The following is an 18,449-nucleotide window of genomic DNA, read 5'->3' as shown; positions in this document are numbered from 1 at the left end:
ACAAAAATATAGCCTATAAAGAATCTAATCAAGATGTACTTAGACGGATGCATACCTATTTTTCGCCAGTATCAGATTTTGACGAGATTAATATTCGGACTTATGTCAAGTCAAATAGTAAATCTGGAGTTTATTTTTTAAATATCGAAGGCGGAAAAAAATTATCCTGTAAAGTCGCAAAAGGAATTTCAGAACTTCCATATCGATTTTCAGAAATTAATAGGACTGACAAAAAATATCAATCACAGAACTCAGAGTTTAACGACAGGCTTTACATGGAGTTTACAATAGGAAAAGAACAAACTGAAAAATCCGAATTGGATAAATGGTTAACTGAGAGATATGCCCTTTTTCAAGATACGAACGAATCGATTAACGAATTTGAAATACACCATTTGGAATGGCCGATTAACGAAATAGAATTACACAGTTTGGATATAGATTATCCAAGGTTTGAAAAATTGATAAATGAGAAACCGAGTAAAACACATTATTCCAAAGGAGTACAAGTGATTGCGTGGGGAAAAATTAAAAAGAAACTATATATAACACTTAAAGCATTCGTCTTGCCGGTAGTGGACTGCCTAATCATTTTAAAACAAAATTTTTAAGCCACTTTTCTGTTTTATTATTTAGATTTTCTTGTTCAACTTCTATAGTAGTTTTATACCCTGGGGGCAGAATGCAATCTTTTTATATTATACCACTTAATATATTGGTCAATTATAAAATGGGCATTTAAAAATGAATTGAATTTATATCGATATACACATTCATATTTAAGAGTTTTAAAGAAGGGTTCTGCTACTGCATTATCCCAAGAATTTCCTTTTCGACTTATGGATTGGGTTATCTTTAGGTTTTTACTTAATAGATTTTTCATTGTATCCACTGCTTACCGAATTTGCACTTTGACCTGATTGTAATAACTCTACAATCATTACCTTAAATTCATTATCATACTTTTTTACCATATTCAAATGTAATGTTATGGGCTGTATTTTTTTGTCCTGATAAAAGTAGACATTCCAATATTACCTGAAAAAAGTTGGTGCGACTCCAAAACCAGAACCAAACCAAACATTCAAATGGCCACAGACACAACCTTTTATTGTATATGGTCAACTTATTAGCATTACACTTCGTTCTTAAATAAGTCTGTTTTTTAAACCATATTTAATTAGACCAACAACATTAATAGAGTTTGTTTTTAAAAGCAAGTTTTTTCTATGGTCATCTACGGTATACCTCGAAATAGATAATGCTTTTGAGATTTCTTTAGAGCTTTTTTCTTCAGAAACAAGTCTTAGTATTTGCAATTCTCTTTCGGTAAATGTAGTTTTAACGGTTGTTTTTGTTTGTTTTCTGGATAATATTTCTTTAGCAAAAGGCTCAATATACCTTTCGTTTTTTAGTATGGCATCTATTGCATTAAATAAATCGATCGATGATGTGTTTTTACTTAGATATCCTTCTATATCAAATTCTATTAATTGTTCTATAAGTGTAGGATTTGTATAGCTTGTCAAAACTAAAATCTTGGATTTAATATTTTCTTTCCTTATATGATTAATCAAGACCAACCCATCTACATCTGGCAAATTTATATCTGTGATTATTAAATCTACAGTATTTTTTCTCAAAAATAGCAAAGCACTATTAACAGAATAAGAAATGTTAACAACACGGTACTTGGTACTTATAATTTTAGACAAACTCTCTGCAAATATTTTGTGGTCATCTAAAATGAGAATTTTAGTCATACTTAAAATTTTTATAAGGAAAATTCTATTCAAAAGAACTCCATTTGGCATATATAAAAAATAAAATCCCCGCCAGATTAAAGATAAAATTACTGAAATATTTTATACTACTGGTTATTTTTATACTATTGAATATTTTCATACTATCAATGAACCCTGGTTGCAAAAAAATGGACGCATAAGCTTAAAAAGCTAAACAAAAAATTTTTAATCCTGCATTGAGAATCTAATTTTTTGCTTGCCCCGGAAACAAAATATATTTAGAAAGCATACATTGTGAGTTAGCCCAAAGGTTATTGATTAAAGATAGAATTTCATCTTTTTGGTATAGATGTTTAGGTTTTTTAAATAAAAAAATACACTTGTAAAAAACCAGAAACCTTCTTTTTCAATTGGTTATGAAGTTGATGACTTTAAAAAAAGCTACCCCCCTGAATTTAGGGGTATGTAAATACTTATTAAAGTCATTAATTTGCAATGCAATTATGTCTCTTTTCAGGAATATAAATGTAAAATTGAGATTTCGTTTATTAGTTATAAGGTTGAGTTTGTGCTAGTACGTTTCAATTTTAAGAGGGTGTCTGATAAATCAAGCGCCCTCTTTTTTCTGTTATAGATATTTTGATTAAAAAAATCTAAGAGAGAGAGAGAGTTATTGATTTTTTTTGTGATTTTAAGGTAACTTTTAATATAATCAGGTTTTATGAAAAATGATATAAGGAGTTTTATTTAGTCTTAGTGAATTTTTAAACCAGATTTGGTTTAAAGTTCAAGTATACCATAATATCCATTAGTATTTTAGAATTTAATGATAACACGTTAATCCATGAAACTATATTTTTTTCTGCTCTGTTTTTTCTGCTTTAAATCACTTTTGGGGCAAGATCATTTTAACCAGAAAATTTTTGATAGTATCGAAAAAGACACATGGTCCTCCATATATAATGATCCAGAAAAAACATTAAAAAACAGCTTAAAATTATTTGAATACAATAATAATAAACCTGAAAATTATGTAAAAAGCTCTAAATTAATTGCAATTTCTTATATGTTATTAGGAAAAAGTGATTCTTCTCAAGTTTATTTCAAGAATGCAATTAAGAGGTCTAAGTTATTAAATGATCCAAAATATTTTATTGATAGCGTTATAGCATATTTTAATTTAGAAATAAACAATCCGGATCTGTCAAATATAACTAAGTTACTTTATGAAGTTCTTTTTATTTCAAAACAATATCCCGATCGCTTTGAATTAGAAAGAGCAAAAATAGAAACCTTTTTGGGGGATGTTTACTACAATAATAAAGAGTATAAAAAAGCCAAACATTTATATTCAAAAGTTTCTAATTCAAAAGATAGCTTGATAAAGAGTAATGCTTATAGAGCATTAGAAGGAGTATGTTTTAAATTAAAAAAATATAATTTAGGATTGTTTTATGCCCACGAAAGTTTACGGTATATACCAGACACAAATATTATAAACAAGGCTATAACTTATAAAAGAATTGGAAGAAATTATTTGTTTATAAATCAAATTGATCTGGCATCAGATTATTTGAAAAAATCTTTGAAGCTCCAAAACCAAATTAATTTTCATGCTATAAAAGGAAAAACAAATTATTATCTGGGGCTAGTAGCAAGGAAAAAAAAATCCCTTAACGAATTAAAATATCTAAACATAGCCGAAACAGAAACAAAAAAAGTTGGGAATATTGAATATTTGATGAATACATATCTTAAAAAATCCTACTACTATTCAAGAATGAACGATCTCAAAAAAGAAGGTTATTATTATAATCTGTACTCTTCCTTACAAGATAGCTTATATAATTCTGAACAAAATAAAATAAAAATAGAACTAGATACAAAATATGACATCCAGGCAAAAGAACAGGCTCTGCGGTTTAAGGATTCTTTAATACATAAAGAAAGAACCTTAAATAAATTTTTAATCTTAGCTTTTATAACTATAAGTATTGCAATAGGGATTGTTTTTTATTTTTTTACAGAAAAAAATAAAATGAAAAAATTATTATATGATGAAAAACTAAATTCTCTTCTGAACGAACAAATGAACGAAATCATTAAAGCAAAATTAGAAGCTAAAAATGCAGAAAGAAAAAAGATAGGAATGCAATTGCATGATGGTTTGGCAAATTTGTTATGCTCTTTGAAAATGGAGTTAACAAAAATAGAATCTAATACATCCATTTATGAAATCACCAATGTTATAGACCATATTTATGATGAAATGAGATCCCTGTCGCATAACTTAATTCCAAATTATATTACAAAAGTAGAGTTTTCTGATCTCACTCTATTAATAGAAAACAAGTTGAAATCGGCAGGGATTAGATCTCAATTTGCTTTTAACAAAAAAGAAAAAATAAACTCAATTAATCAAAAAATATTATTACAAATATACAGGATACTACAAGAGTGTTGTAGCAATGTTATTTTACACTCAAATGCGTCGCAAGTATGGGTATCTTTTATATTATATACAGGGGAGTTGCATGTTTCGATAGAAGATAATGGGGTAGGGATAAAAAAACTAAGAAAAAACAATAATGGAATAGGTATTAGAAACATAAAAGATCGAATAAATTCAGTACAAGGTAACATAAAGCTTTTTTCTTGTTCAGATAAAGGATGTCAAATTTCATTTACAATTCCACTTAAAAATAAAAAATACCATAATGCTTTTAAAAAAGGTGTGACTAAAACTGAAACCCCGGTATTTCTCAATTAGAAACATAGTTTTAAAGCGACTTTCGGGCCGGCCGTTTTCAATTAAAATGTGTGCTCCTGTCATTAATGCAGAGTGCAAAACAAGAAACAATCTTTTTATAATGTTTGCTATATTAATAATTTTAATCCCTTATAGTCAAAAGCTTATAGGCAGTATCCCATCTGCTTTATAGATAAACCTATCATAGTCAGAACTCTTTTAACAAAAGGTATGAGAAATAATTTTGGATCAAAGTAGCAGTGTGATTATAAGCAATAATTCAATCATTTTGACTCGTCCTAAAAAAAGTTTACAGATTATTGACTTATCCCATTTTAACTTTGAAATAGCACTAATAAATTATTTCTTTTTCTTCTGTTCTTCATTAAAAAATATAACCCTAACTACAGCTATGCTTGATGCCAGATCAAGTCTGGAACAGGCTTTTTGCCTTGAATACTTAAAAAACATATTCAATTTCTATACGCACTATTTCAAAGTTAAAATGGTATAAATCCTGGTATAGGTTTACAATCTTTGACTTCCTTCCTTCTGGGAAAGGTTGGGGCTGGGGTATGCTGAGTTTCGATAAAATTATTCAATGCTATTATAAACTAGAGCCTAAAACAAATAATTTTACCTCTCTGTTTTATAAAGAAGTATTTACCTTTATAAATTATTTTGCATAGCAAATTTAATATCAAATAAACTTACAAATTACTTTGGTTATGTTTTTTTAAAAGACTAATATCAAAGGAAATTATGTGCGCATAAAATAATCTGTAATAGCTTATGTTTACAAGCCTTTTTGATGAGTTTCTGTATACCAACAAAAAGTTAACTATTAGTTAAAAAAAGTTTATGAAAGTAAGATCAAAAAACATAAACAATTTATTTTCAACTAATTGTGTTTGTTTGGTTTTAATAAGGAATAGATTTACGGTTTAACCGCATCCTTTCTATTGATTAAGATTTGTAAATTTGATTGCGATATTAAAATTAGATTATTTGATAGGTGATTTAATGATAATACAAGCCTTCATTTTTATTTTGGAATTAGACAGATTTAAATAGAAAAAAAATATTTAGAGAAGTTGAATTTCAATTTTTTTCAATATTCTGAACTAATAAAAAACGAACAATTTAAGACAAAATGTGGGTCAAATGGCGAAGCCTTGCTTGTTTGTTTGATCGATTTTATAAAAAAGTAACTTTTAAATAGTAAAATACCTTTAGATAAATAGTTTTGATTTATTTATAGTTAAATATGAATGTCAGTTAGTAGATAATTAAATTTGTAATATATTGATTATGATTTTGATACATTCAAAATAAGATAAAATTATAGATTTGTTATTTATAGCAATTTATTACCCCACCTCATTTTTTAAAATAGATAGATTCAAGCGATTTTTTATGGTTTGAATTTGTTTAATTTTTCAGAATATTTTTCAATATTCTTGATTTTTAAAACATAGTTAATGGCTTAATGTAAGCCAAATGGCGAAGCTTTATCTTAAATTAAAATAATTTTATCAACATCATTTAAAAATGAAAAAGAAGATTGATCCCTCTAGGGAATGGTATGTGTTATATGTAAAGTCACGTCATGAGAGGAAAATTGAGGCTTTACTAAAAGAGAATGGCATCAAGACGTTTTTACCATTGGTAAAAACGGTTAGAAAATGGAGTGATCGAAAAAAGATAATCGAATCTCCACTATTTCCTTCGTATCTTTTTGTGAAGATTAATTTTAGAAAAGAGTCAGAAAAAGTTTTGGCAATAAAAGGGTTTTGCTTTTTTGTAAGATTTGGAACCGATTTTGCAATAATTCAAGAGCATGAAATCAATTCTATTAAGCTTCTTATGGAAATAGAAGCATCTATGGAAGTTGAAAATAATGAAATTCAACCGCAAGTAGGAGAGCATAGAAAAATAGAAGTAGGCGCGCTAGGTGGTTTGGGGTGCGAAATTATTAAAGTTAACAATGAAAATAAAATTATAGTTAGAATCGACTCTATAAATCAAAATATATTAGCAACAATTCCTTCATCTTATCTTACACAGTTAGCTGCGGTATAATGATATTCTTACTTAGCAATGCTCATTATAAGCTAAACCAATTTATTTTTTTTTTGAATTATCAATGTAGACTCATGCATTAATTATGATTAAACCTATGCTTTTTTAAGCAAGTTGCTCTGTGAGTTTATTTTACGTTTTGGATATACTTCAGAGCTTATTATTTTACCCTTTATATAGATTGTTAATAAAAAAACATATTGCCTGACTCTCATTGTTTCATATCATAAAAATAGTAAAATCTATTTAAACCAACTTAAAATATATTAACAAGTAATACTTATAGTATTTGGTAACCAGATGTTTAAAACGACAATCGCTGTTTTAAGCCAACAGTACTTGTTTAATACTTTAATTAATTTTTAAACGCAAATAATTTCTAATTATGGATTCACTTAAAAAGTACCACTTGTCTGAAGAGGCAAGAATTATAACTCCCACACTTCCGGGAGAAAAATCAAAAGCATTATTAAGTTTACAAGCACAGATTGAAGGAAGTGTTGTTTCGTACCCACGAAACATGCCTATAGCTATAAAAAGAGCAAAGGGAAGTATTATAGAAGATGTTGATGGCAATCATTTTATTGACTTTTTTGGCGGATGTGGAGTTTTGAATGTAGGTCATGGTAATGAGTATGTATTAGAATATGTTAAAGAGCAGCAATCGGATTTAATACATGCATTGGATTTTCCCACAGAAAATAAACTTAGTCTGATCCAAAAAATAATAGGACACTTACCCGAGGAAATTCGAGAAGATTACAAAGTAAGTTTTGGGGGGCCAACAGGTTCTGACGCTATAGAGGCGGCTATTAAATTAGCAAAAATAAAAACAGGCAGAGATGGTATAATTGCTTTTACAGGTGGCTATCATGGTATGACTTCTGGAGCTTTAGCAGTAACTTCAGATATATTTTTTAGAAATCACATTACTTCTTTAATGCCCAATGTTCATTTTGTTCCTTACAATTACCCGTATCGTGATAAATCAACTACAGCAGAGAACGAAAATACTATTTCGGGGATTGAATATTTTAAAAATGTATTGACTAATGGGCATTCTGGGATAACAAAACCAGCAGCGATCCTTTTAGAGCCAATTCAAGGAGAAGGAGGAAACATAGTTCCTGAAGAAGGATATCTGGAAGAATTAGTTAGAATAGCTCATGAAAATGATGTTCTGGTAATATTTGATGAAATTCAAAGTGGATTCTTTAGAACAGGAAGCTTTCTGGAATTTATGAATACAAAAGCAATACCAGATATTATCACATTTTCTAAAGGATTTGGTGGGATAGGATTTCCGATTTCTGGATTAATCTATAAAAAAGAAATAGAAGCTTGGGGTCCTGCTGCACATATTGGAACATTTAGAGGTAATCAAGTAAGTATTGCTGCTGCCCGCGGAGCTTTTGATTTTATAGATGAATATAATATAGGAGAATATGTAAAATACATAGGAGAATATTTAATGGATAACCTAAAGCAACTACAATTAGATAGTCCATTTATAGGAGAGGTAAGAGGAAGAGGTATGATGATAGGGGTAGAATTTGTAAAAGATAGAGAAACAAAAGAACCTTTTCCAGAATTTATTAAAAAATTTAGAGCAGAATGCTTTCAAAGAGGTTTATTGTTTGAAGTAGGAGGGCATTATAATAATGTATTACGTCTTGTACCACCTTTAATAACTACAAAGAAAATTGTTGATAATGCAATAGTTATAATGAAAGAAGCTATTGCTGTTTGTCAGGAAGATTATTTAGAATCCGTTTTTTCTTAAACCTAAAAAATATACCCACAATAGAATGTTACCTATAAAACCTTCCGTTTCTAAGGATCCGTCTTTTCATGAAACCTTGATAACCGTATTTCAAAATCACATTAACCATATTCCTGATAAGATCTTATATAGGTTTTTAGAAAATGGAGAAGAAGAAAGTGATTCAAGAACATTTAAAGAGTTATATGATAATGCAATCAAAATCGCATCTCATGTTTTAGAATATGTTAATCCAGGAGACAGAGTATTACTATTGTATCCATCAGGACTAGATTTTACAGACGCATTTTTTGGTTGTATGCTGGCAGGAGTTATTGCAGTGCCGGGCTTTCCTCCTCAAGGAAAACGAAGAATTGGCAGATTAGAAAAAATCGTTTCTGATTGTAATGCTAACCTTATCATGACTACAGAGGATATCTATAATAAGAGTAATAGTTGGTTTGATAATGAGGTTTTTGCAAAAGTGCAATGGCTTAAAACCGATACTTTGGATACACGCATAGATAAAATTTTTCCTCTGGTTCAAGAAGAAGACATCGCGTTTCTTCAATATACATCTGGTTCTACAGGGGATCCTAAAGGCGTTATGGTTGCCCATTCTAATATTATTCATAATAGTAAGCTGATTCAAAATTGTAACCACCATACCCCACAAACCATAGGGGTTAGTTGGTTGCCAATTTATCATGATATGGGGCTTATAGGAAACATTCTTCAGTCTTTCTATGTGGGTTTTGAGATGATTATTATGCCACCAACAGCATTTGTTCAAAAACCTGTTAGGTGGCTAAAAACAATATCTAAATATAAAGCTACACTAAGTGGTGGTCCCAATTTTGCCTATGATTTATGTGTAAATCAAGTTAAAAAGGAAGATGTTATTGGGGTAGATCTAAGTAGTTGGCTTATTGCTTACAACGGGTCAGAGCCTATTCGTACAGAAACTATGGGTGATTTTGCAGATAGTTTTGAACATCTTGGTTTTCAAAGAACTTCTCTAACCCCATGCTACGGAATGGCAGAAACTACCTTAATAGTTAGTTCTTGTGTTTTTAAAAAAGTTCCTGAAATTTTACAACTGGATAAAACTAATTTTAATTCTGGTAAAGTTACACTCTTAGGTAAACAGGCTTCAGAATCAGAGGTAATAGAATTTGTAGGTAACGGACCCGTTTTAGAGGATTTAGAGGTTATAATAGTAAACCCCGACACAAAACAAGTTTGTGAGGCAAACACTGTGGGGGAAATATGGATTAGTGGTCCTAGCGTTACTAAAGGATATTGGAATCAAAAAGAATTATCTGAAGAAATCTTTTCTGCTTATGCTCATTATATTGAAGATGAGGTTAAAAAAGAGAAAGGACCGTATTTAAGAACCGGCGACATGGGTTTTTTGACCAACGGGCAACTATATATTTCTGGTCGTCTAAAAGAAATGATGATTATTAATGGAGTAAATTATTTCCCTCAGGATATAGAGCAAACCGTACAACAATCTCACCCGGATTTACAACCTAATGCAGGAGCAGTATTTTCTGTGTTGGTAAAAGAACAACAGGAACTCGTAATTATTCAGGAAATAAAAAGAACCAGTATACGAAGTTATGATTTTGAGGAAATCAAAAATAGTATTCGTAATGCTTTGTTCGAAATGTATGATTTGCCATTACTATCGATTGTACTAATAAGTCCTGGTCGGGTATCCAAAACATCTAGTGGTAAAATACAGCGTTTAGCAGCTAAATCCTCTTATGAATCAAGAAGTTTAGATGGGATTCTGGAAAAATGGACCAAAGGTACCAGTATATCAGTAAAAGAAACACAAAACCAGAATATAGTTCCTAAAGAAACTTTAGATATAGAAGGAGAAATAGATTTATCCGTAATAAAGTGGCTAACATTATTGATAAGCGAAGAATTACAAATTTCTATCGATAAAATTAATAAGGAAGCTTCCTTTTCTGGTTTAGGACTTTCTTCTTTACAGTCTATACGTATTTCAGGTAAAATTTCTGATCATTATAAAATAGAAGTATCTCCAACTATCCTTTTTGAATACCCAACTCTTTTAGAATGTGCTGCTCACCTTACGTCGGTATTGTCTTTAAACAAGTTTTCTAAAAGAGACGAAATGTCTATAAAACCAATTACTATAAGTCAATCAGATAAAATTCCGGTATCGTATGCTCAAGAAAGCTTGTGGTTTATTGACCAAACCTATGGTAGTACAGATTATCATCTACACAGGGCAATAAAATTATCTGGTGTTCCTGATATGGACTCTGTAAATAAAACTTTAGAAATACTAATGGATAGGCATAAGATCTTTTGTAGTATGGTTAAAGCAGATAATAATGGGGTTTTATATCAGCAAATACCAGAGGATTATATATTGAATATAAATCACATTAAATTAAAAGAAAATCAGAATATAGAGCAAGAGATTGAAAAATTAACCAAAGTACCTTTTAACTTATCTTCAGATCTTAAGATCAGGGTTTCCTTGTTGGAAACACAAAAAAAAGAATTTATTTTACTATTTGTAATTCACCATATAGCTGCAGATGGATTATCAGAACCTGTCTTTTTCTCTGAGTTTTTCTCCTGTTATAAAACCATTATAGAGGGCAAAACTCCAGATTTTGGTGTAGCACCAATACAATACGCAGATTACGCTATTTGGCAACGTTCACCTCTACAAGAAACTTTACTGAATGAAAAATTAAAGTATTGGACAAGCCAGCTGCAAAACGTAACCCCTATAAATATCCCACAGGACTTTTTATTGACAGGAAACCCCAATAACAAAGGAAAAAAGGTTTCACTGGTTCTGGACAAAGATCTGAAAGAAAGTTTGGTTCGGCTGTCTAAAAATGAAAATGTCACCCTGTATATGACTATGCTTGCAGCTTGCAAAGTTTTGTTGTACAAATATAGTGGACAGCCTGATATTTGTATAGGCAGCCCTATTGCAAACCGTACACAAACAGAAGTCTTTAATATAATAGGGATGTTTGTAAATACTCTGGCATTACGAAGCAATTTAAGTGGTAACCCAAGTTTTAAGAAATTACTAAATACAATAAAACAAGTTACAATTGATGCGTATACAAACCAATCTGTTCCTTTTGAGAAAATTGTAGAAAAACTATCTCCCGATAGAGAAGTGGGCAAAAACCCATTGTTTCAGATCATGTTTGATTTTCAGGATCATTTCAATATTAATGAGTTTCAGCTAGGAGATATAAAGCTTTCCGAATATCTGACAAATCAGACCAGTTCAATGTTTGATTTAACATTTGCACTTCGGGATATTCCAGAAGGACTTTTACTATCCATCGAATACTCTACAAGTTTATTTAACAAGCCTACTATTGATCGTATGCTGTTTCATTATCGTTCTTTATTGATTAGTATAATTAAGGATGCTGATTTGTCTTTGGATTCCTTATCTATGTTGACCAATGAAGAGGAAGATTTGATTTTAGGGCGTAAGGACTCTACAGAAGGTTTTTGTTTTAATCCCGGGGCAGTTGATTTGAATAATTCGATGCCTGTTAATGTTCGTTTTGAATCTATAGTTGAACAAAATGCAGAAGCTCCTGCTTTGATTCATAAAGATGTTTTATGGAGCTATACAGACCTGAACAAGTATTCAAATCAAATAGCTCATGGATTATTAAAGTTGGGAGTTAGGCTTCAGAGTAGCGTTGGTGTTTATTTGGATCGTAGTGTTGAGTTTGTTGGTTGTATGTTGGGGATTTTAAAATCAGGGTGTGTTTATACTCCACTGGATACTAATAATCCTCCATCCCGTATCCTTAAAATGTTAGAAAATTCCCCTTTTTCGATATTGATTACTACCACTGTATTATTAGAAAGATTGGGCGAATTAAAAAATCTGTTTGTTATAGTTATAGATGATTTTTCTCCATTACTGTCCTCTGGTTATGGTGATCGGGGTGTTTCTGTTTATGATCGCACCTTTATAAATAGTATGCCTTTTGATAATCCCGATAACAGAAACTCTATGGATAGTTGGGCTTATGTTTTGTATACATCAGGATCTACAGGGGATCCTAAAGGGGCTATCACACGTCACGATGGTGCAATGAACCATATTTTGGCAGAATATCAGGTGATGGAATTAAAGGATGGCTTCCGTTTTTTACAGAGTGCAGGTATTGGTTCAGATATTTCGGTATGGCAGTTTTTGGGGCCCTTATTAAAAGGGGGTGCAGCAGTTATTGTAGACAAGTTTGATTTGTTGGAATACGGGCGTATGCTCGATATTTTGGTAGATACAAAGGTTAACCTGGTAGAATTTGTTCCTACCTATATGTGGGGATTGTTATCTTATATAAAAGAGCAGGAATCCCCCGTTGTATTAAAAGATTTAACTACCATTATGTTAGTAGGAGAATCCATTCCGGTTTCTATGGTCAATGAGTTGAAGCGTTTGTATCCATCGGTAAGACTATGGAATGCTTATGGTCCATGCGAGGCTTCAGATGATGTTATTCAGTATGAAATAAAAGATTTGTTGCCAGAGTTTCAAAGCAGGGTTCCTATTGGTCGTGTTATTCCAAATATGAACGTTGTTGTTTTGGATAAGTCAGGTAAATTATCACCTATTGGGGTTATCGGGGAGTTATGTGTTAGCGGGGTAGGAGTAGGAGCAGGCTACTTAGGTTTACCAGATCGTACTTCTCAGAGTTTTATACCAAACCCATTTTCTGAATTGTTAGGGGATGTATTGTATAAGACGGGGGATTTGGGGCGTTGGTTACCAGATGGTAATTTAGAGTTTATTGGCAGAGAAGATCACCAGGTCAAGATTCGTGGTCACCGTGTAGAATTAGAAGATATAGCTTCTGTGTTGCGAAAAGATACTCATATAGAAGATTGCCACGTATTGTTGTATAAAGATGACCGTGGTCAGGACTTGGTTTTATGTTTTGTTGTGTTAAGCAGTTCAGGACTTACATATAATTTAAGCTCTTCTGTTACCGATATTTTTCATTCACATTGTAGTAAAGACTTACCCTCTTACATGCACCCGTCACATTATTATCTGGTAGATAAATTTCCATTGAATTTGAGTGATAAGGTGGATAGCAAGCAACTGTTAGAACTCTTTTTGTCAGATTATCAGGAAGGTACAACTATAGCAGGTCATGAGTATGTAGAACCCCGAAACGAAACAGAAGAACATCTGGTTATAATCTGGCAGGAATTGTTGAGGGTTGAAAAAGTAAGCGTTTATGACAATTTCTTTGAGTTGGGAGGACATTCCTTGTTGGCGACAAGATTGGTTTCTATGATACGTAAAGAGCTTGCTGTCGAAATAGCTATAAAAGACATATTTGTGCATGCCAGATTATCAGATTTGGCAGTTCATATATCAAAACAAAAATCAGGGATATTATTGCCCGCAATTGCCCCTCAAAAAAAACCAGAACATATCCCTTTGTCATACAGCCAGGAACGTTTATGGTTTTTGGACCAGTTAGAAGGTACTGTGGCATACCACATGCCGGTAGTTTTAAGTTTAGAAGGAGCTTTGGATATGGATGTGTTGGAACAATCTTTTAAAGAAATCATATCAAGACACGAGGTACTGCGAACAATTATTTACTCAGAAAAGGGAGTAGGCTATCAAAAAGTGATTTCGGTTGATAACTGGAGATTAGAAAAAGACATTATAGAAGATGAAAAAAATATTGAAGAAAAAATATCTTCTTTTATAAAAACACCTTTTGACCTATCCAAAGATTATAAGTTTCGAGCTTGTATATATAATTTGGGAACAAAAGGATATTTATTAGCAGGGGTCTTACATCATATTGCCAGCGATGGTTGGTCAGAAGGGATATTTGTAAATGAGTTTAAAGAATTGTACAGTGCCATTTATAAAGGTCATACACCTGTTTTGACAGAGTTATCCTTACAATATTCAGATTATGCAATCTGGCAACGTGAGTATATAAAAGGAGAGGTTTTAGAAAATGAATTATCCTATTGGAACCAAAAGTTAAAAGGAGTAGCACCTTTGATATTACCTACAGATTATGCACGCCCCCCTGTACAAAGTACAAAAGGAGCTACAATAGATTTTAAACTGGATAAAAGGTTGGGAGAAGCTTTAGAAACGTTGTGCCAAAAAGAAGGTGTAACCATGTTCATGATGCTGCTATCCGCTTTTAAAGTTTTGTTGTATAAATATAGCAATCAGGAGGATATTTGTGTAGGAAGCCCTATAGCAAACAGAACCCAGGCCGAACTGGAAGGAATTATAGGTTTTTTTGTGAATACTTTGGCATTGCGAACCAATGTAAGCGGTAACCTTAGTTTTAAAGAACTATTACTTCAAGTTAAAAAAACAACGTTAGAAGGGTACGATCACCAATTAGCACCTTTTGAAAAGGTCGTGGATCGAGTGGCAGATATCAGGGATATGAGTATTACACCATTGTTTCAGGTATTATTTGTGTTACAAAATACCCCAGAGATTCATGACGAAATGCTAGAAATGGAAGACGTGTCGATAACCAATTACGGGTTTGATAATACGACCTCCAAGTTTGATTTAACCCTTAATGTATTAGAAAAGAAAACAGGGATTTTGTTAACAATGGAGTATTGTACCGCTTTGTTTGGCAGAACAACTATAGAGCAGATGTTAATACATTATCAGGAATTGCTGATTAATATCACAAAAAATATAGAAGCTCCTGTACATACTTTATCTATTATAACAAAACAAGAGCATGATAAGTTGCTATACGGATTCAATAATAGCACCTGTGGGTATCCTAAAAACAAAACCATAGTTGACCTGTTTACTGAACAAGCTCAAAAAACTCCTGAAGCAATCGCAGTAGTATGTGAAGGCAAGGAGATGACTTATAAAGATTTGGATGAACGATCCAATCAATTAGGGCATTATCTGGTTCATAAAGGAATACAGCCAGAAGAATTGACAGGGATTTGTATTCACCGGTCTTTGGATATGATTACAGGTATTTTGGGAATATTAAAGGCAGGAGGCGCTTATGTTCCTATTGATCCTGATTATCCTCAAAACCGAATCGATTACATGATAGAAGATTCCGGGATCAATTTAGTATTGAGCAGCTCTGATCTGGCTCATGTTTTTGAAGAAACAACAAATCGTAGTATTGTGCTTTTGGATGAAGAGTGGAAACATATAACTAGAGAGTCAATTCATCCCGTAAACAGAGTGTCAAACCCCAATGATTTGGCCTATGTAATTTATACTTCCGGAAGCACAGGAAAACCAAAAGGAGTTTTGATAACCAATATCAATGTAATACGATTATTTGAGCATGAATCCCTCCTGTACGATTTTAATTCTGATGATGTTTGGACATTATTTCATTCTTTTTGTTTTGACTTTTCGGTATGGGAAATGTATGGAGCATTGTTTTACGGAGGCCGTTTGGTTATCGTTCCTAAAACAGTGACCAAAGATACAATCTCTTTCAAAAAATTATTAATAGAAGAAGGAGTTACTGTATTAAATCAAACACCGGGAGCTTTTTACGTACTTCAGGAAGAATTGCTTCAAGAAGACATACAAACATCGTTGAGATATGTAATATTTGGAGGAGAGGCTCTGAATCCTAGTTATTTATATAGGTGGAAACAAACATACCCCACTTGTAAGTTAGTCAATATGTACGGGATTACTGAAACAACCGTACATGTTACTTATAAAGAGATTACAGAGGAAGATACACTTAGTTCAACAAGTACGATTGGTTCTGCAATTCCTACGTTGAGTTGCTATATACTGGACGAATACTTAAATCTGGTTCCTGTTGGAGTTGTAGGAGAACTTTGTATTGGAGGAGCAGGAGTAGCCAGAGGATATCTGAACAGGGAAGAACTAACATCAGAAAGATTCATTCCAGATCCTTTTAGTATAGAAAAAGGAGCCAGATTATACAAATCCGGAGATTTAGGAAAATGGCTGCCCAACGGAACGATTGAATATATTGGTAGAAAGGATGCCCAGGTAAAAATTAGAGGATATCGTATCGAGTTGGGAGAAATTGAAAATGTCTTGTCGCTATTAGAATCTGTAAAACAATGTTGTGTTCTGGTCAAAGAGGATATTAACAAAAATAAGCGCTTGGTTGCTTATGCTATTGTTGAAGGGGATTTTGATAAACAAAAGATACAAGACGAGTTAGGACAAAAACTACCCGATTATATGGTTCCCCAAATATGGGTTGTACTGGATGAAATGCCTTTGACAAATAACGGTAAGATTGATAAAAAAGCGTTGCCAGAACCAAATACCAATCAATTATCTGCACAACAATATGTTGCGCCAAGTACCAAAACCGAAAAACTGTTGGCTCAAATATGGAAAGAGTTGTTAGGGTTAGAAAAAGTTGGGATTTATGACAACTTCTTTGAAGTAGGTGGGGATTCTATCATTTCTATTCGATTGATTTCTAAAATAAATGAAAGTTTTAACCTGCAAACCCAAATACAGGATCTATTCAGGTATAGTACCATTAAAAGTTTTTCTGATGCAGTACTGTATGATGATCAGCATAATAAAACATTTCAATTGTTATATGAAACTGTTGAAACAGAAATATCCAAGTTGGGATCTGCCATAAAGAATGAAACCGAACCACTTTATGCAATCGAAGATGTGTATCCTATGAGTGATGTTCAACAAGGAATGGTTTTAGAATCTTTAATAGACCCTTCTCTTGCAGTTTTTCATGATCAGATGGTATTTCCTGTTAAAGACCTATCCTTTGATATTAACTTATTTAAGGATGCGATTGCCTTAATGGTAAAAAAGCACTCTATATTTAGGACCAGGTTTAATTTGTCTGATTATAGCCAGCCTGTTCAAATTGTGTATAAAATCCTTCCGGTTGAAGTATTGTTTGAAGATTTGAGCTCATTGGATCAACCAGAACAAGAAAAAACAATTGAAGACTACCTCGATTCAGAAAGAAAAATTCCTTTTGATATCAAAGAAGGTATGCTCTACCGTTTTAAAGTACTAACAATTGACAGCTCTAACCTATTATTTATATATCAATTTCATCATGCCATTATGGATGGATGGAGCGTTGCATCTTTCATTACAGAATTGTACAGAACTTATTTTGAGCTAAAAAAAGATGTGGGTTATGTTCCTTCCCCAATACTTTGTGGTCAGCGAGAATATATACTTAGAGAACTGGTTGCCAAAAAGGATATGGATGCCATTTCATTTTGGAAAGAAAAACTATCAGGATATAAATATTTAGATATTTTTTCAGATACCAACCAACCAACACAGTACTATAGTAAACAGTATGATTTACCTTACCTGAAAAGTATACAAACCCAATGTAAGAAGTATAGAATATCGTTAAAATCCTTGTTTTTTGGAGCGTATGTTTATGCTTTAAAAATGCTGACCCATGAAGAGGAGCTAACCGTTGGTTTGGTAGGTAATAACAGACCACAAATTCTGGATGGAGATAAAATGTTAGGGTGTTTTTTAAATACCTTACCCGTTAGATATAAAGCACAATCAGAAAAAAATTGGTTGTCTTATTTTGAAGGAATTACAAAAATCCTGAACGAAATAAACCTATACAGTCATTTAACTTTTTTTGAGATTAAACGCCATTTAGGATTACATAAAGAAGACCTTGTTTTTGATGCCTTGTTTAATTTTATTGATTTTCATGTATACAATGAGATTTTTGAAAAAGATGAGTCGCCAGATAGCTTACTAAGGGGTGAAGGAGATAAAAAAGCATTAAAAGTTGCTTCTTTTGAAAGGACAAATTCAAGTTTAAACCTTACCGTAAACTTAACGGGAGGTAGAGGAGCAGAATTTTCTTATGAATTGCACAATAGTTTTAAATCCGGAATTTCTTTAGAACATTTTCATACTTTTATAGACAACGTTCTGAACTGCTTTTTTAACAATGTTGAAGAACCAATAAACAATACAGCACTTTTTCCCCATTCAGAACAGCAAAAGCTGCTACAAGGCTTTAATGGCACCCAAGTAGATTACCCAAAAGATAAAACAGTAGTA

At 32.1% G+C, this 18,449-nt stretch carries 5 protein-coding genes and 2 pseudogenes; 5 read left to right on the top strand and 2 right to left on the bottom strand.

Annotated elements, in window-relative coordinates; translation table 11 throughout:
- Positions 1–8 precede the first annotated feature (8 nt).
- The gene (locus tag ACZIYX_RS12740; RefSeq protein ID WP_462682628.1) at positions 9–611 is read left to right on the top strand and encodes a DUF2071 domain-containing protein; all 603 of its coding nucleotides are present in this window, start codon (positions 9–11) and stop codon (positions 609–611) included.
- 65 nt (positions 612–676) lie between these two features.
- Here ACZIYX_RS12740 and ACZIYX_RS12735 read toward each other — a convergent pair.
- A pseudogene (locus ACZIYX_RS12735) lies at positions 677–895 on the bottom strand (integrase core domain-containing protein); the annotation flags it as partial.
- A 253-nt stretch (positions 896–1,148) separates the two neighbouring features.
- Positions 1,149–1,763, bottom strand: a complete 615-nt coding sequence (locus tag ACZIYX_RS12730; RefSeq protein WP_462682626.1) for a response regulator transcription factor — start codon at positions 1,761–1,763, stop codon at positions 1,149–1,151.
- Positions 1,764–2,589: 826 nt separating this feature from the next.
- On the opposite strand from ACZIYX_RS12730, the gene ACZIYX_RS12725 reads away from it, so the two are divergent.
- From ACZIYX_RS12725 to ACZIYX_RS12710, 4 genes and pseudogenes are all read left to right on the top strand, one after another.
- A complete protein-coding gene (locus tag ACZIYX_RS12725) occupies positions 2,590–4,515 on the top strand; it encodes a tetratricopeptide repeat-containing sensor histidine kinase (RefSeq protein WP_462682625.1) in 1,926 nt (641 codons plus the stop codon).
- 1,530 nt (positions 4,516–6,045) lie between these two features.
- Entirely contained in the window at positions 6,046–6,576 is a 531-nt protein-coding gene (locus ACZIYX_RS12720; RefSeq protein WP_462682624.1) for a UpxY family transcription antiterminator, read from the top strand.
- A gap of 385 nt (positions 6,577–6,961) precedes the next feature.
- On the top strand, positions 6,962–8,359 hold the full coding sequence (locus tag ACZIYX_RS12715; protein WP_462682623.1) for an aspartate aminotransferase family protein: 1,398 nt from the start codon (positions 6,962–6,964) through the stop codon (positions 8,357–8,359).
- 25 nt (positions 8,360–8,384) lie between these two features.
- A pseudogene (locus ACZIYX_RS12710) lies at positions 8,385–18,386 on the top strand (amino acid adenylation domain-containing protein); the annotation flags it as partial.
- Positions 18,387–18,449 lie beyond the last annotated feature (63 nt).

This window comes from Aquimarina sp., from assembly GCF_977115655.1.
The sequence above is the reverse complement of the archived record's forward strand: the minus strand, read 5'-3'. Positions and strand labels throughout refer to the sequence as shown.

Bases quoted from the DNA above. Each gene is read 5' to 3' on its own strand.
- ACZIYX_RS12730 (WP_462682626.1), bottom strand. From the start codon at position 1,763: ATGACTAAAATTCTCATTTTAGATGACCACAAAATATTTGCAGAGAGT.
- ACZIYX_RS12725 (WP_462682625.1), top strand. From the start codon at position 2,590: ATGAAACTATATTTTTTTCTGCTCTGTTTTTTCTGCTTTAAATCACTT.
- ACZIYX_RS12720 (WP_462682624.1), top strand. From the start codon at position 6,046: ATGAAAAAGAAGATTGATCCCTCTAGGGAATGGTATGTGTTATATGTA.
- ACZIYX_RS12715 (WP_462682623.1), top strand. From the start codon at position 6,962: ATGGATTCACTTAAAAAGTACCACTTGTCTGAAGAGGCAAGAATTATA.